This window comes from Candidatus Njordibacter sp. Uisw_058, from assembly GCF_047730065.1.
Taxonomy (GTDB): domain Bacteria; phylum Pseudomonadota; class Gammaproteobacteria; order Pseudomonadales; family Balneatricaceae; genus Njordibacter.
This window is the reverse complement of record NZ_CP159829.1, coordinates 262,793-283,227: the sequence shown is the minus strand read 5'-3', so window position 1 is coordinate 283,227 and position 20,435 is coordinate 262,793. Positions and strand designations below refer to the sequence as shown.

Sequence of the window (20,435 nt, the reverse complement as noted above, 5' to 3'; positions counted from 1 at the left end):
AGTAGCGGCCAGCCTGATTCTCTTTGGGTGCATTTTGTGGCGCCTCAAAAGAATTCAAGACACCCATAAAATAGCAGCTTCGTGCCTCTGGTTAGGGGCCTACGCGTGCTTTACCAACAGTCCAATTCTGAGCCCACTTATTGAATCTGAAATGGTCGTTTTGGGTCAAAATCTGAGCTTGTATGTCGGCTTTCCAATAATGGCATTAATCATGTTAGATGTGGCCATGGGATGGCAGTGGCAACGGGCTACTTGGGGCCGAATTTTTTTAGCTTTAGCCGCCATGTTTGAACTCATGCGTCGAGCGGAAAATGGCGCTGCTTATGGTGAGTTTATTCTCTGGATCTGCTTATTGGCCTTATTATGGCCTATATACCGAATTATAAGAACAGCTAGACTTCAGGGCCAAGCAAGTAACAGACTCTATATCGGCATGGGCTTTTATTTTGCATTGATGATGGTCAGCTTAGGTTCGTTTAATACTGGCACTATGGTGCTTTGGAGTGGCTTAACCCTACTCGCTTTTGGCGGCTACTTATATTTTGTGGATTCCACTATGGCTTTAGCTTCACCTTCTGAGTCACCTAAGTGACTTCGGCTAGCGCCAATAAGTTTCCAAAAATAATATTGATACGTTTTTTTATTAGGCACTAAAGTTAAACCTTTAAGGGCCAATTGCTCAGCTCTAGCAGCTTCACCTAAGGACAGTTGCAAGGCGGCTAAACGCGCATAAACTTTAGGATCTCGCGGAGCAATGCGCTGAGCTCTTTGTAATTGAATCACTGCTTGAGTCTCCTTTCCCTGAGCTTTTAGCTGGTCAGCGTCAGCCAACAACTGCTCGACCACAGCTTGTTCTGACGCAGGCAGAGGTAGTGCTTGCACCTTTTCTTGGACGAGAGGTGCTTGCACCTTACCTTGGACGAGTGGCGCAGCCGCTGCCTGGACTATTGGAGGAGCTTTAATGGGCTTGGGTATGGGCTGCGCCGTTATGGTGACAGTCGCTTTTGGGGGCACGTCAGATTGAGGCGTAGGGATAATAGCAGGAGCAGACACTGCAGGAGTGTCTGTCACTTTGACTGGAGTGTTAGAGCTTGTGGCCGAAATGCGTTCAGATGGCCTGGCTTGCACACTACGATCTTCAACCATCGGTCCATAGCTAGGCGCCGCACAGGCACCTAAAAGCAGCGCTAATATTATCAATAATCCCAGTTTAAAGGCCGTAGTTTTATTGTTATACATGACTGACTAATATCCACAACTTGCATTAAAGGAAGGTGCTGAGGTCTTGAGCATAGGTAGCCAAACACCATTAGGGCATTTGTCGGGTATGGCCTCACCAGTGACTCTGTTTAAGTAATAATGAGCTACTGATTGTGGCTTGATGTCTTCGTCCTGTGCATAAGCCAAGTTCTGCATTAGCTGTCCCCAAATATTTAGCGCTCCACCTGCACCCGTTAATGGTGTGGGTTTAGCGTCTTCTCTTCCCAGCCATACTGTCGCAACGTGCAGGCCACTAAAGCCAGCAAACCAACTGTCTTTTTGGTCATTTGTCGTACCCGTTTTTGCTGCCACTTTTTGCTGCTTAGGCAAATAACGATAAACTCCCTTAGCTGTGCCTTGACTAGCCACCAAACGCATTTCATGCTGCAACATATAGATTGATTCATTGCTGGCCACTTGCCGCACCGCAAATGGGAAGTTGCTCAACAATCTGCCATTCGCCTCTGTTACTTGGCGCACTATGCTTAAGGGGCTATAGAAACCATTACTAGCAATGGTCTGATACACTTGATTGACTTGTAAAGGAGACATCTCAACCGCACCCAATAACACTGAAGGATACGCAGGAATAGTTTGTTCCACACCCATTCGTTGTAATTGCTGCAGCACTTTATCTACCCCTACATCCAATCCTAAGCGCACATTAGCCTGATTATAAGATTTGACCAAGGTTTCGTACATAGGGACTTTGCCATGGGATTTACGATCGTAATTTTGCGGCTGCCATAAACTCCCATCCGGCTGGGGTAAAGCGATTGGGGCATCATCAATAATACTGTTAGGGCTGTAGCGCCCGGTTTCTAGGGCTGCTAAGTGTACGATGGGTTTCAATAAAGAGCCCACTTGGCGGCTTTCGTCCAAGGCCCAATTGTGTCCTGCATAGCCCCCATTATAATCACCAACTAAAGCTAACAACTCACCACTGTCCCTGTGACTGACCACTACAGCTCCTTGCAGGCCCTCTATATTGCTGTAGCGTTGCTTAAGTTTACCCACTTGCTCAAGCATGGCCTTATCTGCTTGCTGCTGCACCCATGGGTCTAAACTAGTGAAGATGCGCAGTCCATGACTGGATAAAGAGGAGGCTTGATAGTGCTGTTTCAATTGCTGTCTGACTAAATCCATGTAGGCTGGATAACGACTGACTTGATTGGCCTCAGTGAGGTCTAATGGCAAAGCCTGATAGTTGGTTTTCTGGGTTTCTGAAATGAGCCCTTGCTGAGCTAAAACTGACAGCACCAAGTTACGCCTCTTGGTCGCTCTTTTTGGGTGTCTTTTAGGATTGTAATAAGAAGGTCCCTTGACTAAACCCACTAATAAGGCGACTTGGTGTAATTTAAGCTCACTCACAGGTTGCCCAAAATAAAACCGACTGGCCAATCCAAAGCCATGGATAGCCCGCTTACCTGATTGTCCAGCAAATACCTCATTAAGGTAAACCTCTAACACTTCATCTTTGCTGTAGTGGATATTTAACAATAAAGCCATGGGGGCTTCAATAAGCTTACGCCACAATGTTTGCTGATCGGTAAGGTAAAAGTTCTTCACTAGTTGTTGAGTTAAGGTACTACCGCCTTGCACTACAGCGCCCGCCTTAATATTCGCCCACATAGCCCGTATAATACCCCACGGGGAGACTCCATAATGAGAGTAATATTGGCGATCTTCCACTGCTAACAAGGTCTCAATAAAACCATTCGGCAAGTCATCCAACTGAATCAGTTCTCGGTCTTCATTATGAGCAGGGTAAATGCCACCTACTAATTGTGGCTCAAGTCTCAATACAGCGATGCTCGCACCAGAGGTTTGACGCAGGCCAACAATTTTATCGCCTACTAAGTTAACTTCAACCAAATGACCTTGTTCATCGCCACCCACGAATCGAAAACCACGGCTATAAATAATCATCCCCTGATTCGTTTTTTGCACTTGCCCAGGAGCCTTTGCTTGCTTTACCCAGCGATAACCTAACTGGGTGAGCTCAAATTTTAGTTGCCCTTGGGCCAACTGTTGACCGGTAAAAAGCTCTAATGGCCGCGCATAAACCTTGGCTGGCAAAGACCACCTGTGGCCCTCAAACCTGTGTCTAATCTGGGCGTCTAGGTAAATCAAAGCCACGACACCAAGGACTAACAATACCGTGGTGAGTTTAAAGATCCATATCCAGGATATCCAACCTAGGGAAATGTTTGATCTGACTTTATTACGCGCTCGTTGCTTAGACAATGTAGGGTCTCAATTCTGTTATGCTAACCGCCAAATCATTCAATTTATCAACCAAATGTATGACTCCAATTCCAACTCAAACATCCACCCCACTTATCAAAAGCTCCAAGCTAAAAGAGGGCCAAAGTAAAGGCTTTATTGTTGGCAGTACTAATCTGTTTATTGTACGTCATCAAGGTAAGGTTGTGGCCTACCTCAACAGCTGCCCTCATCGCAAGATTCCCTTGCAATGCCTTCCTAACCAATTTTTAGACTTCGATAAGCAGTTTATTCGTTGCTCTAACCATGCCGCCTTATTTACGATTGAACATGGGTTATGCATTAGTGGACCATGCAACCATCAGAGTCTTACCCGTGTGAACGTGGAAGAGTATGATGACCAAATTTATTGTACTATTCCACCAGCTTAATGACCTGAACCTAGGTTTAACGGCACAACTCTTACTAAACTCATTTCAGTTAAGCTAATACGCGCCCCATAAGCCATAACTTCAACACCTTGCTCTATGGCCCAGACTAACGTTTTTGCGTAAGCAGGATCTAGGTCCCACGCTGGGGCAACTTGAGTAATTCCAGTGTGGGCCACGCAATAGACTAAAACTGCCCTGTAGCCCTGAGACACCATGTGCACTAATTCACGCAGGTGCTTACTGCCACGCTGCGTCACTGCATCCGGAAACAGACCTTGGCCTTGACCGACCATTAGAGTCACATTTTTCACCTCAACATAACAGTCTGGCTGTTGTTTATGTTGGCTTAAAAAAATATCTATACGACTATTTTCTTGACCATATTTAACTTCAGTTTCTAGTTTATCATAGCCTTGTAATGGCCTAATTGTGGCGTTATTTATAGCTTCCACAACTAATCCATTAGCTCTTTGGGTATTGATACATGCCAAGAACTGATGCTGGACTTCGACTAACTCCCAAGTACAAGCATATTTGCGCTTTTCATTGGCCGAATCCCAGAACCAAACCCTGCTATTAGGTTGTGCACAGTTTTTCATAGAACCGGTGTTGGGGCAGTGTATGGTAAGCGGGGTTCCATCTGATGTGACTACATCGGCTAAGAAGCGTTTATACCGACGCTGCAAAATGGCAGGCTGTAATGCTAATAAAAATTCCATCTGACTTATCACCTGCCCTATTCAATAATTGAACTAATATTAGTATAACCGCAGTTAATGTTTAAACTGCAAGCATAAAAAACTGATTAAAACTAAGCAAGGGTATGAATTGTATACGAAAATCATAGGAACTGTTGGAGTAAACTGGCACGAAAATTTGAAATATATCAAAGAAGATCTGATTTTTACTAGATTTCTTAACATTATTCTGCTATTTTCCCGCGTTAAAACGTAGACAGTTAACCGGCGCATATTTTCTGTTTGTATCACTGAAAGTTGCCGCCCTCAACAATGAATCAAGCTATGCCAGACGCAAATACATCACTCTTAAAACACTTTACGCCATACAAGGTAAAAAGTGGTGAGGACTACATGAGTCCTGACCAGCGAGATCACTTCAAACAGATCTTGCATGCTTGGAAACAAGACTTAATGGAAGAAGTTGACCGCACCGTTAACCACCTCAAAGAAGACGCTGCGAACTTTGCCGACCCCAACGATCGAGCCAGCCAAGAAGAAGAATTTTCTCTTGAACTTAGAGCCCGCGATCGGGAACGCAAGTTGACCAACAAAATTAATGATACGTTGGAGCTAATTGAGTTAGACGAATATGGCTATTGCGATACGTGTGGTGTTGAAATTGGCATCCGTCGTTTAGAAGCCAGGCCTACGGCGACTCTATGCATTGACTGCAAGACGCTGGCTGAAATTAAAGAGAAGCAATTAGGTAAATAGGCCTAAGATGAGCTATGTAGGCCGCTTTGCTCCAACGCCCAGCGGCGCTTTACACTTTGGCTCTTTGGTCGCTGCTGTTGCCAGTTATCTAGACGCACGTGCCAATAAAGGCCGTTGGCTAGTGCGTATAGAAGACCTAGACCCACCCCGCACTGCCCCCGGCTCTATTGATGAAATTCTTCGCTGTCTAGACACTTTTGGATTGCATTGGGACGACGAACCTATGCGCCAAAGTCAACGCCAGCCCGCCTACAAGGAAGCCCTAGAACTGCTTGTCCAGCAAGGGTATGTTTTCCCCTGTAGCTGCAGCCGTGCGCAGCTAAACAGCCACCCCCTCTATCGATGTAATTGCTTGGAGCAGCCACCATCCCAACCGGAGGTAGCAATGCGTGTTGCAACTCCCGCAATAAGCATCACCGTAGAAGACGCTATTATGGGGCCCCAAACACAACATTTAGCTGATGAAGTTGGTAATTTTGTCCTCCAGCGTAAAGATCAACTGTTCTCTTATCAGCTTGCTGTCGTGGTAGATGATGCGCAGCAAAAAATAAGTCATATTATTCGGGGTAGTGACCTTTACCAACAAACACCTCAGCAAGTCTGGCTGCAAGCGTGTTTAGACTACAAACAACCTAGTTATGGGCACCTACCTATTATTATCAACGGTCAAGGGCAAAAGCTAAGCAAGCAAAATCTAGCAACTCCATTAGACATGCTGCAGGCACCAGCCTTAATGTCTGAAGCCTTGGAACGTCTTGGCCACCCTGCGCCATGTGGCTTGCGCCAAGCCCCTGTGGCAGAACAATTGGAGTGGGCCGCTGGGCAATGGGATATTGAATGTGTACCCAAACGCATGCAGGATCCTATTGCCTTTGTCTAGCTAGCTGGGCAGTGGTAGAATGCGCGCTACGTTTGTTTTTTGATTTTTCACCGAACTGAGTTGATGACTTCTATGGGTTTTATTTCTAGGCTGGTTAACAGGGTCAAAGGCGATCAACCAGCAGCAACAACGCCCGACGGGCCTAACATCATCACTCGAGATCATCATGGTATTTCTCGCCGCGACATCAGTGACAACGCACTGAAGGTGCTTTATCGTCTCAAAGATGCGGGTTACCAAGGTTTTTTGGTAGGGGGAGGTGTGCGCGACATACTGTTAGGAAAACAACCAAAAGATTTTGATATTGCCACCGACGCGCACCCAGAACAAGTGCATAAGCTATTTAGAAACTCTATCCTTATTGGCCGTCGCTTTCGCTTAGTGCACGTGCGTTTTGGCCGTGAGATTATCGAAGTGGCTACCTTTCGAGCAAGCCACCACGCTAGTGAAAATAGCAACCAGGCCAAACAAGCTGAAAATGGTATGTTATTGCGTGACAATGTTTATGGCACAGTAGATGACGACGCGATGCGACGTGATTTCACCATCAACGCTATGTACTACAACATTAATGGCTTCACCATCCATGACTTTGCTGGAGGTATTGAAGACATAGAAAAACGTAGTATCCGCATTATTGGCGACCCTCAGGCCCGTTACCGAGAAGATCCAGTACGTATGCTCAGGGCCATTCGTTTTGCCGCCAAGTTAGATTTTGTCATTGATCCTGCTACAGCAGAGCCAATGCATACACTGGGTCACCTTCTCGAACCGATACCTGCAGCGCGAATGTTTGAGGAAATATTGAAGTTGCTGTTATCTGGTAATGGAGAACAGACATACTATTTATTGCGCGATTATGATTTATTTAAGTTTTTATTCCCTGCGACTGACGCAGCGATTGAAAGTGATATCACAGAAGATTTCCAAGTAGAAGATTTTGTTATTTTAGCACTGCGTAATTCTGACGAACGCATTGCTCAAGGTAAGAGCGTCACACCAGCTTATTTATTGGCGGCTCTGTTATGGCATCCCCTGCAACAAAAATTAGCACAAATTCGTAATATGCCTCCCATTCCTGCAATGCACCAAGCGGCGCAAGATGTCATATTACAGCAAGTTAAATACACCTCTATTCCGAGACGATTTAGTACCCCCATGAAGGAAATATGGGACATGCAACTCAGACTTCCACGACGCCACGGCAGCAGGGCAGCAGAGTTAGTAGACAATAAACGTTTTAGGGCCGCTTATGATTTTATATTATTACGCGAAGCCGGTGGTGAAGATCTAGAAAACCTTGGCGAATGGTGGACAGAATACCAGTTTGCAAGTGGTGAAAGGCGTGAGCAAATGACCAAAGATCTAGGTAAAGCCGCACCCAAAAAACGTGTGCCCAAAAAGCCAAAAGAGAATGAAGATGGTTAACGCGTACATTGGCTTAGGCAGCAATTTAGATAACCCAATAGAACACATTCACCAGGCAGTAGAAGACCTAAAAATATTGCCAAAAAGTCGAGTAATGTTGGCATCTAAGCTCTACTTGAGTAAGCCCGTGGGGCCTCAAGACCAAGATGATTTTATCAATTCAGTGGTGATGCTAGAGACCACTCTAGAGCCGCTGGCGCTGCTAGACCATTTGCAAGCCATAGAACAAAGCCATCAACGAGTGCGCGAACGGCATTGGGGGCCCCGCACACTCGATTTAGACTTACTATTATTTGGCGATCTGAGCATTCAAAACGCTCGCTTAACAGTGCCCCATGCAGAGATAAATAACCGAGACTTTGTTATTGGCCCATTGTATGAACTTTGCCCAGAATTAGCTTTACCCAATGGTACAAAGATTCAAGACCTGTTGCAGCATTGCCCAATAGATGGTTTAGTCTGCCTTGACAGTTAACTCAATAACAGTGCCTTGCACAACCATTTGGAGCTAATATCCCATGTCTAAAACCACGCTGCACAGCCTAATGCGCCTTAAACAAGCCGGTGAAAAAGCGACATGTCTTACCAGTTACGACGCCAGTTTCACCCAGCGAGTCAACCAAGCTGGCGTAGATATTATCTTGGTGGGTGATTCTTTAGGCATGGTATTGCAAGGTCATGATTCCACGCTTCCTGTGACCATGGAGCAAATGGTCTATCACACACGCTGTGTAGAAGTGGGCAATAGTGACGCTTTGATTATGGCTGATATGCCATTTATGAGTTACCGTACTATCGAACAAGCCATGACCAACGCTACAGATTTGATGCAGGCGGGGGCCCAAATTGTTAAATTAGAGGGTGGACTTTGGCTCAAGCCCACCATCCAAAAGCTCTTCGAACAAGGTATTCCCGTGTGCGCACACCTTGGGTTAACGCCTCAAGCCGTAAATAAATTAGGTGGCTACCGTGTACAAGGTAAATCTCCAGAACAAGCAGCAGGTCTCCTGCAAGAAGCCATTGAACTCGAAGCAGCGGGTGCGAGTATGATTTTATTAGAATGTGTACCAAGTAGTTTAGGTAAAGCCATCACCCAAGCTGTTGCTGTGCCAGTTATTGGTATTGGTGCAGGTGCAGACACGGACGCTCAAGTGCTCGTGATTTACGATATGCTGGGCATTACTCCAGGCAAGCCTGCGCGCTTTGTAAAGAACTTCTTACAGCAAGAAGGTGACATACTCTCAGCCTTAGAGGCTTATGTCTCAGAAGTCAAAGCGGGTCTTTTTCCAGCCCCTGAGCATTGTTTCAGCTAAATTTTCGACATTATATTTATGCATACCATCGACCGTATTAGTCAATTGCGCAGCCACCTTTGGCAAGCCAAATTAGAACATAAAAAGATTGCTTTTGTGCCCACTATGGGCAATTTGCATGAAGGTCACTTACAGCTTATCGACCGGGCTTTAGAAGAGTCTGACTTGGTGGTTGCCAGCATTTTTGTCAACCCTCTGCAATTTGGTCCTGGAGAAGATTTCAATGGTTACCCGCGCACCTTTATGTCTGATCAAGAAAAACTAATGAGCCGCGGTTGCCATGTGTTATTTGCGCCATCAGTGGGTGAAATGTATCCCACAACTAACCTAAGTTTGACCTTAGTTAGCGTACCTCACCTAGATAGTCTTTTGTGCGGTAAAAGTCGACCTGGACACTTTACCGGAGTAGCAACAGTAGTCACCAAGTTATTGGGCATTGTGCAGCCAGATGTGGCTATTTTTGGATTAAAAGATTACCAGCAGTTTTTGGTCATTCAACAAATGACCGATGATCTGTGCTTGCCTGTTAACATTATTGGCGCCCCCATAGCACGCGCCGAAACTGGCCTCGCATTAAGTTCACGTAACGGTTATCTTAGCGCAGAGGAATTAGACCGAGCTGCCCAGTTGTATGCCTGTCTAGTTTCTTGTCGAATGGCCCTTGAAGCCGGTGAAACTGATCTGTTAAAACTCGAAGAAGTGGCCCAATGTAAGCTCGAAACTATTGGCTTTAAGCGCGATTACTTCAAAATTTGTCGCCAAAATGACTTACAAGCGCCTACTTTAGATGACAATCAACTGGTCATCGTCGCAGCCGCTTACTTAGGCAAAGCTAGACTCATTGATAACATCCGCTTTACCCTCACTTGCAGAGTTTAGAGTAAAGCAGCCACTAACCGCATGTAAAAACTGTGAAGCCTCCCAAGAAGACCTATTCACCAAGCACTAGAAACTCAAATGGAGTCAATCTAGATTGGCTTATACCCCGTACATATCTGCCATCGCTTCTAAGCCAACAGGACGAATTTTACTCGCGTTGCCCGCTGCACCAAAAGCCTCATAACGTGCCTGGCATAGGGTCTGCATCGCATTCATCGTCACAGCGAGAAATTTACGCGGATCAAATTCACTTGGATTTTCGGCTAAGAAGCGTCGTACAGCACCCGTTGAGGCCAAGCGCAAATCGGTATCAATATTGACTTTGCGTACGCCATGCTTAATACCTTCTACAATCTGTTCGACTGGCACACCATAGGTCTCAGGAATGGCGCCGCCAAATTCATTGATCACAGCGAGCCAGTCTTGGGGCACAGACGACGAGCCATGCATGACAAGATGGGTATTAGGAATCTTACTATGGATCTCTCGAATTCGGTCGATGGCCAAAATATCCCCAGTTGGTGGGCGGGTAAATTTATAGGCTCCGTGACTCGTCCCACAGGCTATTGCTAAGGCATCAACTTTAGTTTTGGCAACAAAATCTACGGCTTCATCAGGGTCTGTTAACATTTGTTCAAGGGTTAATTTGCCAACCGCACCCACACCATCTTCTTCGCCCGCCTCACCTGTTTCTAAAGAACCCAAACAGCCTAATTCTCCTTCCACAGAAACACCACACGCATGGGCCATTTCAACGGTTCGCTGGGTGACCTCTACATTGTAATCATAGCTGGTTGGTGTTTTAGAATCTTCACCTAAAGACCCATCCATCATCACTGAGGAGAAGCCCATAGCAATAGCGCGCTGGCAAGTAGAAGCCGAATTACCGTGGTCTAAATGCATGCACACTGGAATGTGTGGAAATTCCTCAATAGCGGCCAAGATCATGTGTTTTAAAAAATTTGATCCAGCATACTTGCGAGCGCCCGCTGAAGCTTGCACGATCACTGGACTGTCCGATGCGTCGGCAGCCTGCATAATGGCCCGCATTTGTTCCAGATTGTTGACATTATAAGATGGAATACCGTAGCTATTCTCTGCGGCATGATCCAAAAGTTGACGCATGCTAACTAAAGCCATGAGTGTTCTCCCTATAGGGTAAGTTAAATTCTAATTACAGGCCACGTTGCTCTAGAATGGCCACTGCAGGCAATTCCTTGCCTTCCACAAATTCAAGAAATGCACCACCACCAGTGGAAATATAAGACACTTGATCTGCAATATTATATTTATCTACAGCCGCCAGTGTATCACCACCACCGGCGATAGAAAATGCAGGCGATGCGGCGATGGCGTGTGACAAAATTTCAGTACCACCGCCAAACTGATCAAATTCAAATACCCCCAGAGGCCCATTCCAAATAATAGTCCCCGCATTTTTAATAATGCTGGCGAGATGAAGTGCCGTGTCTGGGCCCACATCCATAATCATCTCATCAGCAGCAACATTGGCTGCATCTTGAGTAGTTGCAGTGGCGGTTTCACTGAATTCTTTGGCGGTCACTACATCCGTTGGCAGTGGGATGGCTGTTTTTTCCATTAAGGCTTTTGCGTTAGCAACGAGATTAGGTTCATACAAGGACTTGCCTATGGCACATCCTGATGCAGCAAGAAAGGTGTTAGCTATGCCACCACCAACAATAAGTTGATCTACTTTGTCAGCTAAGGTTTCTAGCACCATGAGCTTAGTAGACACTTTAGAGCCACCCACAATAGCGATAAAAGGGCGTTTGGGGTTATCTAACGCTTTACCTAAGGCGTCAAGCTCAGCGACTAACAGCGGTCCAGCACAGGCAATTTTTACAAACTTAGCAATGCCATGGGTACTCGCCTGAGCTCGGTGCGCAGTGCCAAACGCATCGTTCACATAAACGTCACACAAGGCTGCCATTTTTTTTGCTAAAGCATCATCATTGGCTTTTTCACCAACATTAAAACGACAGTTTTCTAAAATCACTAATTCGCCGTCGTTAATGTCCACCCCTTGTAACCAGTCTTTCTGCAAACGCACATGGCACTGCAATTTTGCCCCTAGATAGTCTGCCACGGGCGCTAAAGAAAACTGTTCATCATAAACACCTTCTTGTGGGCGTCCCAAGTGTGACATCACCATCACTTTAGCACCTAACTGCAAGGCCATTTTGATGGTTGGTAATGCTGCTCGTAAACGAGCATCACTGCTTATTGCGCCATCTTTAATGGGTACGTTGAGATCTTCACGGATTAATACCCGCTGACCACGCAAATCTAAATCGGTCATTTTAATGATGGTCATGGGTTTTCCTGAGCAGTTACCAGATCTGTTTTGAACATAGCCAAGGCCACGTCAATCATTCGATTAGCGTATCCCCATTCGTTATCATACCAAGCTAGAATCTTAATGAGCTGGCCCATTTTCATGGTTTGGGTGGCGTCAAAAGAAGCTGATTTCGAACAATGGTTAAAATCAATCGACACTAACGGTTGTTCATTATAACCCAGCACCTCATGGCGATCTTGAGCCACAGCATGGGCCATAATTTGGTTAACTTCAGCCGCTGTCACATCACGGCTTGGACGGAATACTAAATCGACTACAGACACATTAATGGTGGGCACACGCATAGAAATACCAGTGATCTTATCTGCCAGTTCTGGCAATACCCAACCCAAGGCGTCACTGGCGTGAGTAGATGTAGGTATTATTGATTGGGTGGCCGAGCGGCCCCGTCTCAAATCTGTTTTATCAATCACTGTATCAGTGAGCACCTGACCATTGGTGTAGGCATGTATGGTGGTCATTAAACCATCTTCAATACCAATGGTATCATTGATGGGTTTTAAGACAGGAGCCATGCAATTAGTGGTGCAAGAGGCATTGGAGACGATTCGATGCCAAGGTTTAAGCTGATCATGATTGATACCATAAACCACCGTAATATCCACCTCCGTGCCCGCGGCAGCTCCAATCAAAACCTTGCTCGCACCCGCGTTTAGGTGCTGTTGAGCCCGTTTACGGTCGCTCATGTTACCTGAACACTCCAACACTAAATCAATACCCAAATCAGCCCAAGGCAGAGTATCGGCGTCAGCGACTTGTAGCAAATCAATATTTGTCATACCTTGATCTGTGACCACCTGCATGCCTTGATCCGTCGCCTCTACGGTGGCTGGAAAAACGCCATGCACTGAATCGTAGCGCGTTTCGTAAACTACCGATTCAGCAATACCTAAGTCATTAATGGCGACTATCTGTAATTGATTTTCTAGTCCACGTTCCACAATGGCCCGCAAAATTGCTCGACCAATACGGCCATAGCCGTTGATCGCAATACGTTTAGCTGCCAGCATAATTTTGACCTTATGGCTGTGATTTAATTACAACAACTCAGTGACGGTAGTGGCAATATTGTCTGCGGTAAAACCATACATTTTGAACAGCTCATGGGCTGGTGCAGATGCACCAAAGTCAGTCATGCCAATCACCTTGCCGGCTAATCCAACATACTTATACCAATAGTCTGTGTGGGCCGCTTCAACAGCAACACGGGCGGTGATGGAAGGCGGTAACACGTGCGCCTGGTATTCAGCATCCTGACGCTCAAACAATTCAGTACAGGGCATTGATACCAATCTGACCCTGTGGCCTTGCTTAGTCAGGGTATCTGTCGCTTGTTGAGCGATGCCGACCTCAGAACCAGTGGCAATAATAATCGCTTCAGGAACACCTTGGCAGTCTTGCAGAATATAACCACCTCGAGCCACATTAGCTAACTGTGATGCATTGCGCTGCTGATGGGACAAATTTTGGCGCGAAAAAATTAGGGCTGAGGGGCCATCTGTGCGCTGGAGGGCAGTTTTCCAAGCCACTGCAGATTCTACCGTGTCACATGGTCGCCATGTATCGAGATGCGGCGTTAAGCGTAAGTTGGCTATTTGTTCGACAGGCTGATGGGTTGGGCCATCTTCACCCAAACCGATAGAATCGTGGGTATAAACAAACAACACACGCTGGCGCATTAAGGCCGCCATGCGCACAGCATTGCGAGCGTATTCCATAAACACAAGAAAAGTAGCGCCGTAAGGAATAAAACCACCGTGCAGAGCCATACCATTCATCATGGCAGACATAGCAAATTCGCGCACACCATAAAACACGTAGTTACCGCTCGCATCATCTCTGGTAATGCCTTTTGTGCCAGACCACTTGGTAAGGTTAGATCCTGCAAGGTCTGCAGAGCCACCTAAAAGTTCAGGCAATAGTGGACCAAACGCATTAATAGAATTTTGTGAGGCCTTGCGACTGGCAATATTAGAACCTTCAGCTTGCAACTGTTCTACATAAGCTTGAGCTTGGGCTTCAAAATCTGCTGGCAAGTCTCCTGCTACCCGGCGCAAAAGCTCAGTGGCTAGATCAGGGTGAGCCTTGTGGTACGCGTTAAAGGATTGGTTCCAAATCTGTTCGGCGTCGTCACCCGCATCAAGGGCACTCCATTCTTCGTAGACCTCTGCCGGAATGTCGAATGCACCATAGGTCCAGTCCAGTTCTTTGCGCGCTAAGGCAATTTCATCTGCTCCCAAGGGCGCACCATGGCAGTCCTCTTTACCTTGCTTATTAGGTGATCCGAAACCAATAATGGTTTTACAGCAAATTAATGTGGGTTGCTCAGTGTTACTTTTAGCCGCTTCAATAGCAGCAAACAAAGCATCTGCATCGTGGCCATCAATGGCAGGAATAACCTGCCAACCATAGGCTTCAAAACGCTTCGGCGTATCATCAGTAAACCAACCCTCTACTTCACCATCAATAGAAATACCATTGTCGTCGTAAAAAGCAATCAATTTGCCGATGCCTAGAGTGCCCGCCAAGGAGCAAGCCTCATGGGATACACCTTCCATCAAACAGCCGTCACCTAGGAAGGTATAAGTGTGGTGATCAATAATATTGTGCCCCGGACGGTTAAATTGAGCCGCCAAGGTTTTTTCTGCCAAGGCCATGCCAATGGCATTAGTCATTCCTTGCCCTAACGGACCTGTGGTTGTTTCGATACCGGGTGCATAACCATATTCAGGGTGGCCCGCAGTTTTGGAGTGCAGCTGACGAAAGCTTTTCACATCGTCAATGGCTAACTCATAGCCGCTCAAGTGCAGCAGCGAGTAGAGCAGCATTGAACCATGGCCATTGGATAAGACAAAGCGATCTCGGTTTAACCATTCGGGGTTAGCCGGATTATGGCTCATGAAATCGTTCCATAAAACTTCAGCAATATCAGCCATGCCCATGGGCGCACCTGGGTGGCCAGAGTTAGCTTGTTGGACAGCATCCATACTAAGGGCTCGGATGGCATTAGCTAAGTCGCGACGAGTAGGCATGAAAAGAATCCTTTAAAAAGGTTAAATACACAAATTGAGTACTAATTTAAGCCGTGTATTTTCCCTTACTCAAGCCTAAGACACAATCAAGAAATCCCTTTCTGGGCTAATAAACAGCATTTTATAGCTAATCTCAGAAAGTAACTGAAGATTCACCTTCAATGACACTACCAAGATTTTTCACTTTAAGAATTGACAGGCTAACCAATTGACGCAGTGGTCTAATTATTTATCGCGCCAGTCCAGTCAATGCAATCCAAGGTTCCATATCCCCAGCCATACCCTCGGCTGTGCCCAAATCGATCTTTTTAACAGTAAAGCCTGCATTGTTAACATGGTCTTCTAATTCAGCTTGAGAATAATAGGCGTAATACCGGCCATACCTATCCCGTTGTGATCCTTGGCCCAATTTCATACCCAAGTGCAAAAAGCCTTTGGGTTTCAGAGCTCTATGCAGGGCCAACAAAATAAACCCTAAATCTTTAGTATGGGCATGCAATAAACTGAAATTAGCCCACACACCATGGTAGAGGTCAGTGGCATCAATATCACTAAAATTTGTCTGCCGAGCGTTTATAGTGAACTTTTCATTAGCCAACTTTACCATTTCTGCGGCAGCATCAACGGGATCAACGAGTAATCCTTTGTCGCGCATAACTGCAGCAGCATGAGCTGGGCCACAACCTAAATCAAGGATGCAGTCACTGGCTTTGAAGCGATCAATAAAGCACATCAATATTGGGTCTTCTTCGAGCCCATCCACCATTTTTAAATAACGCTCAACTTGGCGATTATAAACGCCAATGGTTTTCTGATCTGTCATTAAATGTAGCTCCTTTTCAAATAGCTTTCCACATGGCTTTTTACATACCTTATTCAAATGCTTTTTTCAGTGCAATATTTTTAAGTAATCCACCTGCATTAGCGACCTAAAGGTTCATCTTCAACTTTGATCAGACAAGCGCTTTAGAGTGAACCCAAAGTGACACTTTGGAGATGTAAATGCGTCCTATCCCAATAATCTTATATTATATGACTTAAATGTCGACTACAGCGTCAATAAGCCATGCATTCCTGCAACCTGTAGCTTATAATAAGCGCCGGTTCTGCAAACCTCATCGCAGCAACCAAGGAATCAGCGAAACAACAAGTTTGGCTGGTAATTAAGTCACTGTTAAGGATGTCCGTAAAGCATTCATTAGCATTCAATTACGAGGCATGGTTATGAACCAATACACTTTATTTACGTCCGAATCAGTATCCGAAGGACACCCTGACAAAATCGCTGATCAAATTTCTGATGCCATCCTTGATGCCATGTTGGAAAAAGATCCAGAATCCCGTGTCGCTGTAGAAACCCTTATTAAAACTGGACTCGTTCTAGTGGCAGGCGAAGTTCGCACTGACTCTTGGGTGGACATTGAAGACATCGTGCGTGAAGTGATTACAGACATCGGCTACACGTCCTCAGAAATGGGCTTTGATGGCGCCTCATGTGCTATTTTAAATGCCATTGGCAAGCAATCTTCTGACATTGCTATGGGTGTCGATGAAAGCGCTGACAGCAATAAGGAACAAGGTGCTGGCGACCAAGGCTTGATGTTTGGCTATGCCAGTAATGAAACTGAAAGCCTAATGCCTGCACCCATTCACTATGCCCACAAATTAATGCAACAGCAGGCTAAAGTCCGAAAAGATGGTACCTTGCCTTGGTTGCGCCCAGACGCCAAGAGTCAACTGACTTTCCGTTATGGCAGTGATGGTAAGCCTTTGTCTGTGGATGCCGTCGTCGTCTCCACTCAACATAGCGCCGATATCAACTTAGCCAGCCTTCGTGCTGCAGTCATGGAACATATTATCCGTCCTGTGATTCCAGCCCATTGGCTCACGGCAGACACTCAATATCACATTAACCCCACGGGCAATTTTGTTATTGGTGGGCCAGTAGGTGACTGTGGCTTAACAGGACGTAAAATTATCGTTGATACCTATGGCGGTATGGCACGCCACGGTGGCGGTGCATTTTCTGGTAAAGACCCATCGAAAGTGGATCGGAGTGCCGCTTATGCAGGCCGCTACGTGGCAAAGAATATCGTGGCTGCAGGATTAGCCGAGCGCTGTGAGATACAGATATCTTACGCCATTGGTGTTGCCGAACCCACCTCTATCAGCCTTAATACCTTTGGTAGTGGCAAGATTAGTGATGCTGACATTGAAGCTCTAGTGCGCAGTCATTTTGATCTTAAAGCAGGAGGTCTGGTTGAAATGTTAGATTTAAAACGCCCAATCTACCGAGACACAGCCGCCTATGGTCATTTTGGCCGTGACAACCCCAATTTCACTTGGGAGCACACTGACAAGGCTGAAATTCTGCGTCTGGCAGCTGGCTTATAAGCCATGCGCACACCTCGCCTGTATACTCCACAGCCACTGCCTTTAGGACAAACTATTGAACTAGAGGCGGCAGCTGGGCATTATGTAGGCAAGGTCCTTCGAATGCAGGAAAAACAAGAAGTTATCCTGTTTAACGACACTGGAACGCAAGTAAGCGCTCACATTTCAAACATTAGCAAGAAGATTGTTAGGGTGTTGATTAGTGCTCAATTAAAGGCACCCAAGGCGTCTTTACTGTACACCCACTTAGGGCAGGTTATGTCTCGTGGGGAACGCATGGACTATGCGATCCAAAAAGCCACTGAACTTGGGATCAATGAAATCACGCCGCTATATAGTAGCCGCTGTGAAGTTAAGCTGGACCATCAACGGCAAATTAAACGCCTCGCTCACTGGCAGCAAATTGCCATCAGTGCTTGCGAACAAAGTGGGCGCATCGACGTACCCTTAATTCACACTCCACAAGCGTTAAGCACTTGGCTTGAAAACACTTCAGCCGAGGTTAAGTTGGTGTTACACCCCCATGAAACTAGACCTTTAGAAGCGCAAAAAGCGCCTTTAAGTTGTGCCCTTTTAGTGGGGCCAGAGGGTGGGTTCACTCTAGAGGAAGTTGAGCAAGCGCATGCAGAGGGCTATACTGGGCTAAGTCTAGGGCCTCGTATACTGCGCACAGAAACAGCCCCCATAGCCGCTTTAACCTTATTGCAATACGTTTGGGGTGACCTTTCACCCCGACTCACTGAGATACAAGACAAATGACGATACGCTTAGGCATCATCATGGACCCTATCCACAATATTAACTTCAAAAAAGATAGCTCCCTAGCTATGCTTTGGGCCGCCCAAGACCTAGGCTGGCAGATATTTTACATGGAACCACAACACCTCTATGCAGAGCAAGGTGTTGCCATGGGGCTCATGGCACCATTGAGTGTGATGCGTGATGCGCATCATTTTTATGAGCTAGACGAGCAACTTGCATCGCCACTTGGCGATCTAGACGTGATTCTAATGCGCAAAGACCCTCCTTTTGATAGTCAATTTTTACACACCACCTATCTTTTGAGTCAAGCTGAAGATGCGGGAGCTTTGATTATCAATAAGCCTCAAAGCCTGCGCGACTGCAACGAAAAACTATTTGCAACACAATTCCCAGAATGTTGTCCAGAGGTACTGGTGGCTAGTGATGCCAAGGTACTTAAAGCCTTCCACGCACGCCATGGCGATGTCATTTTCAAACCGCTTGATGGCATGGGAGGCACGTCTATTTTTCGGGCCCGCAAAGACGAACCTAATCTCAATGTAATCATTGAGACTCTGACTGAATTTGGTCAACAACAGATTATGGTGCAGCGCTATTTACCAGCGATTAAAGACGGTGATAAGCGCATCCTAATGATTAACGGCTATCCCGTTGATCACGTTTTAGCGCGCATTCCATCATCAGGTGAAACCCGCGGCAACTTGGCCGCTGGTGGCTCTGGCGTTGCTAGGCCCCTAAGTGAGCGTGATCAGTGGATCTGTGAACAAATTGGACCCACACTGAGGGCTAAAGAAATTCATTTTGCAGGCCTAGACGTTATCGGTGATAGTCTTACAGAAATCAACGTCACAAGCCCGACCTGTATTCGTGAGATTGACGATCAAACGGGCTCTAATATCGCCGCTGTGCTGATGCAGCACATTAGCCAGTTATTGGCTGCAAGGAGTACTTAATGACGGCAAAACCTAACACCAACAGTTTGCATCATTTTATGCTGATCTCCATGCCCCAAATGGAAGACGAGAACTTTGTTCGTAGCTTAGTCTACATCTGTGAACACAGCGAAAAAGGCGCCATGGGCCTAGTCATTAATCGAGCAAATGACATTGCTTTTACAGATATACTGCCACAACTTGATATCTCCGATGCTAATGTAATAGACGTCGAACAACCAATATTTACTGGTGGCCCCGTGCAACCTGAACATGGTTTTGTATTGCACACGCCGTTACGCAATAAACAATGGAAATCTAGTATTCGGGTTTCCGAAGACTTGTGCCTCACCACCTCATCTGATGTGATTAACGATATTGCCCACGCCGCAGGCCCAGAACACAGTCTAATTGCCTTGGGCTATGCTGGATGGGGACCCGGCCAACTGGAGCAAGAACTAGCTGAGAATGCTTGGCTTTGCTGCCCATTTGACGCAGACATTGTATTTAATATGGCCCCTGAGGATCGCTTCCAAGCAGCGGCTGACTTATTAGGCATTGATATTAATCTCATTTCCACCAAGATTGGCCATGGATAAGCCTCTTAATCTACTGGGTTTTGACTTTGGAAGTAAACGCATCGGAGTCGCCTTTGCGAGCAATCCTCTGACCCAGCCTGTTGTATTAGCTCCCATAAAGGCTCAGGATGGTATCCCCAACTGGCAGACTTTGGAAAGCCTCATCAGCGAGTGGCAAGCACAAGCATTTGTAGTTGGAATTCCGTATAATATGGACGGTTCGATTGGCGAAATGGCCCTAAGAGCGCGAAAATTTGCCAACCGTTTAGGGGCGCGTTTTGACCGTCCCTGTTATGTAGTGGACGAACGTCTATCCACCCAAACCGCTAAACGAGAGCACCTGGATGCGGGTGGTGGCAAGGATTGGAAAAAGTATGGAGTCGATGGCATCGCTGCTGGATTAATACTGCAAAGTTGGTTTAATGAGACTGAACACCGCTTATCAAACGTGCCATTTTTGACCTAAACGACGCTACTTTAATGAGA

The 20,435-nt window shown here is 46.2% G+C and carries 21 protein-coding genes; 13 read left to right on the top strand and 8 right to left on the bottom strand.

Translation table 11 applies throughout. The features are described from left to right. The first annotated feature begins 34 nt into the window (after positions 1-34). Positions 35-592 carry a hypothetical protein gene (locus ABXT59_RS01390; protein ID WP_443637207.1) on the top strand — a complete coding sequence of 186 codons (558 nt, stop codon included), beginning with the start codon at positions 35-37 and terminating at the stop codon, positions 590-592. On the opposite strand, the gene ABXT59_RS01385 is transcribed toward ABXT59_RS01390, so the two are convergent. Together ABXT59_RS01385 and mrcB are read right to left on the bottom strand one after the other, a co-directional pair. Continuing rightward, positions 532-1,239, bottom strand: a complete 708-nt coding sequence (locus ABXT59_RS01385) for a hypothetical protein (RefSeq protein ID WP_443637206.1) — start codon at positions 1,237-1,239, stop codon at positions 532-534. The genes ABXT59_RS01390 and ABXT59_RS01385 overlap by 61 nt on opposite strands. A 6-nt stretch (positions 1,240-1,245) precedes the next feature. Then, the gene (gene mrcB / locus ABXT59_RS01380; RefSeq protein WP_443637205.1) at positions 1,246-3,507 is read right to left on the bottom strand and encodes a penicillin-binding protein 1B; all 2,262 of its coding nucleotides are present in this window, start codon (positions 3,505-3,507) and stop codon (positions 1,246-1,248) included. A 59-nt stretch (positions 3,508-3,566) separates the two neighbouring features. Between mrcB and ABXT59_RS01375 the strand changes: the two genes are divergently transcribed. Continuing rightward, positions 3,567-3,917 (top strand): Rieske (2Fe-2S) protein, encoded by a 351-nt coding sequence (locus ABXT59_RS01375; protein WP_443637204.1) that lies wholly within the window; start codon positions 3,567-3,569, stop codon positions 3,915-3,917. Here the strand turns inward: ABXT59_RS01375 and sfsA are convergent. Then, entirely contained in the window at positions 3,914-4,636 is a 723-nt protein-coding gene (gene sfsA / locus ABXT59_RS01370; protein WP_443637203.1) for a DNA/RNA nuclease SfsA, read from the bottom strand. The genes ABXT59_RS01375 and sfsA overlap by 4 nt on opposite strands. Positions 4,637-4,939: 303 nt before the next feature. On the opposite strand from sfsA, the gene dksA reads away from it, so the two are divergent. The 6 genes from dksA to panC all read left to right on the top strand — a co-directional run bounded on the left by dksA (position 4,940) and on the right by panC (position 9,871). Next, complete coding sequence (dksA, locus tag ABXT59_RS01365; RefSeq protein ID WP_443637202.1) at positions 4,940-5,371, top strand: RNA polymerase-binding protein DksA; 432 nt, start codon at positions 4,940-4,942, stop codon at positions 5,369-5,371. A 7-nt stretch (positions 5,372-5,378) separates the two neighbouring features. Continuing rightward, a complete protein-coding gene (gene gluQRS, locus ABXT59_RS01360; RefSeq protein ID WP_443637201.1) occupies positions 5,379-6,251 on the top strand; it encodes a tRNA glutamyl-Q(34) synthetase GluQRS in 873 nt (290 codons plus the stop codon). A gap of 72 nt (positions 6,252-6,323) precedes the next feature. Beyond that, on the top strand, positions 6,324-7,679 hold the full coding sequence (pcnB, locus tag ABXT59_RS01355) for a polynucleotide adenylyltransferase PcnB (RefSeq protein WP_443637200.1): 1,356 nt from the start codon (positions 6,324-6,326) through the stop codon (positions 7,677-7,679). After that, positions 7,672-8,154 (top strand): 2-amino-4-hydroxy-6-hydroxymethyldihydropteridine diphosphokinase, encoded by a 483-nt coding sequence (gene folK, locus ABXT59_RS01350; protein WP_443637199.1) that lies wholly within the window; start codon positions 7,672-7,674, stop codon positions 8,152-8,154. The genes pcnB and folK overlap by 8 nt, the downstream gene beginning before the upstream one ends. Before the next feature lie 43 nt (positions 8,155-8,197). Further along, entirely contained in the window at positions 8,198-8,992 is a 795-nt protein-coding gene (panB, locus tag ABXT59_RS01345) for a 3-methyl-2-oxobutanoate hydroxymethyltransferase (protein ID WP_443637198.1), read from the top strand. 18 nt (positions 8,993-9,010) lie between these two features. Then, positions 9,011-9,871, top strand: a complete 861-nt coding sequence (gene panC / locus ABXT59_RS01340) for a pantoate--beta-alanine ligase (protein WP_443637197.1) — start codon at positions 9,011-9,013, stop codon at positions 9,869-9,871. A gap of 99 nt (positions 9,872-9,970) precedes the next feature. Here the strand turns inward: panC and fba are convergent, their stop codons facing one another. From fba to ABXT59_RS01315, 5 genes are all read right to left on the bottom strand, one after another. Then, positions 9,971-11,011 (bottom strand): class II fructose-bisphosphate aldolase, encoded by a 1,041-nt coding sequence (gene fba / locus ABXT59_RS01335; protein ID WP_443637195.1) that lies wholly within the window; start codon positions 11,009-11,011, stop codon positions 9,971-9,973. 34 nt (positions 11,012-11,045) lie between these two features. Beyond that, a complete protein-coding gene (locus tag ABXT59_RS01330) occupies positions 11,046-12,206 on the bottom strand; it encodes a phosphoglycerate kinase (protein WP_443637194.1) in 1,161 nt (386 codons plus the stop codon). Beyond that, a complete protein-coding gene (gene gap / locus ABXT59_RS01325; protein ID WP_443637193.1) occupies positions 12,203-13,261 on the bottom strand; it encodes a type I glyceraldehyde-3-phosphate dehydrogenase in 1,059 nt (352 codons plus the stop codon). The genes ABXT59_RS01330 and gap overlap by 4 nt, the downstream gene beginning before the upstream one ends. 27 nt (positions 13,262-13,288) lie before the next feature. After that, entirely contained in the window at positions 13,289-15,283 is a 1,995-nt protein-coding gene (gene tkt / locus ABXT59_RS01320) for a transketolase (protein ID WP_443637191.1), read from the bottom strand. A gap of 229 nt (positions 15,284-15,512) precedes the next feature. Further along, entirely contained in the window at positions 15,513-16,106 is a 594-nt protein-coding gene (locus ABXT59_RS01315) for a class I SAM-dependent DNA methyltransferase (RefSeq protein ID WP_443637190.1), read from the bottom strand. A 401-nt stretch (positions 16,107-16,507) separates the two neighbouring features. Here ABXT59_RS01315 and metK point away from each other — a divergent pair, with 401 nt between their 5' ends. From metK to ruvX, 5 genes are read left to right on the top strand one after another with little or no spacing between them, the layout of a single operon-like run. Beyond that, positions 16,508-17,677 (top strand): methionine adenosyltransferase, encoded by a 1,170-nt coding sequence (gene metK / locus ABXT59_RS01310; protein ID WP_443637189.1) that lies wholly within the window; start codon positions 16,508-16,510, stop codon positions 17,675-17,677. 3 nt (positions 17,678-17,680) lie between these two features. Further along, complete coding sequence (locus ABXT59_RS01305; RefSeq protein ID WP_443637188.1) at positions 17,681-18,436, top strand: 16S rRNA (uracil(1498)-N(3))-methyltransferase; 756 nt, start codon at positions 17,681-17,683, stop codon at positions 18,434-18,436. Beyond that, positions 18,433-19,392 (top strand): glutathione synthase, encoded by a 960-nt coding sequence (gshB, locus tag ABXT59_RS01300; protein WP_443637187.1) that lies wholly within the window; start codon positions 18,433-18,435, stop codon positions 19,390-19,392. The genes ABXT59_RS01305 and gshB overlap by 4 nt, the downstream gene beginning before the upstream one ends. After that, entirely contained in the window at positions 19,392-19,970 is a 579-nt protein-coding gene (locus ABXT59_RS01295) for a YqgE/AlgH family protein (RefSeq protein WP_443637186.1), read from the top strand. Before gshB ends, ABXT59_RS01295 begins: the two co-directional genes overlap by 1 nt. Further along, the gene (ruvX, locus tag ABXT59_RS01290) at positions 19,963-20,415 is read left to right on the top strand and encodes a Holliday junction resolvase RuvX (RefSeq protein ID WP_443637185.1); all 453 of its coding nucleotides are present in this window, start codon (positions 19,963-19,965) and stop codon (positions 20,413-20,415) included. Before ABXT59_RS01295 ends, ruvX begins: the two co-directional genes overlap by 8 nt. Positions 20,416-20,435: the final 20 nt, after the last annotated feature.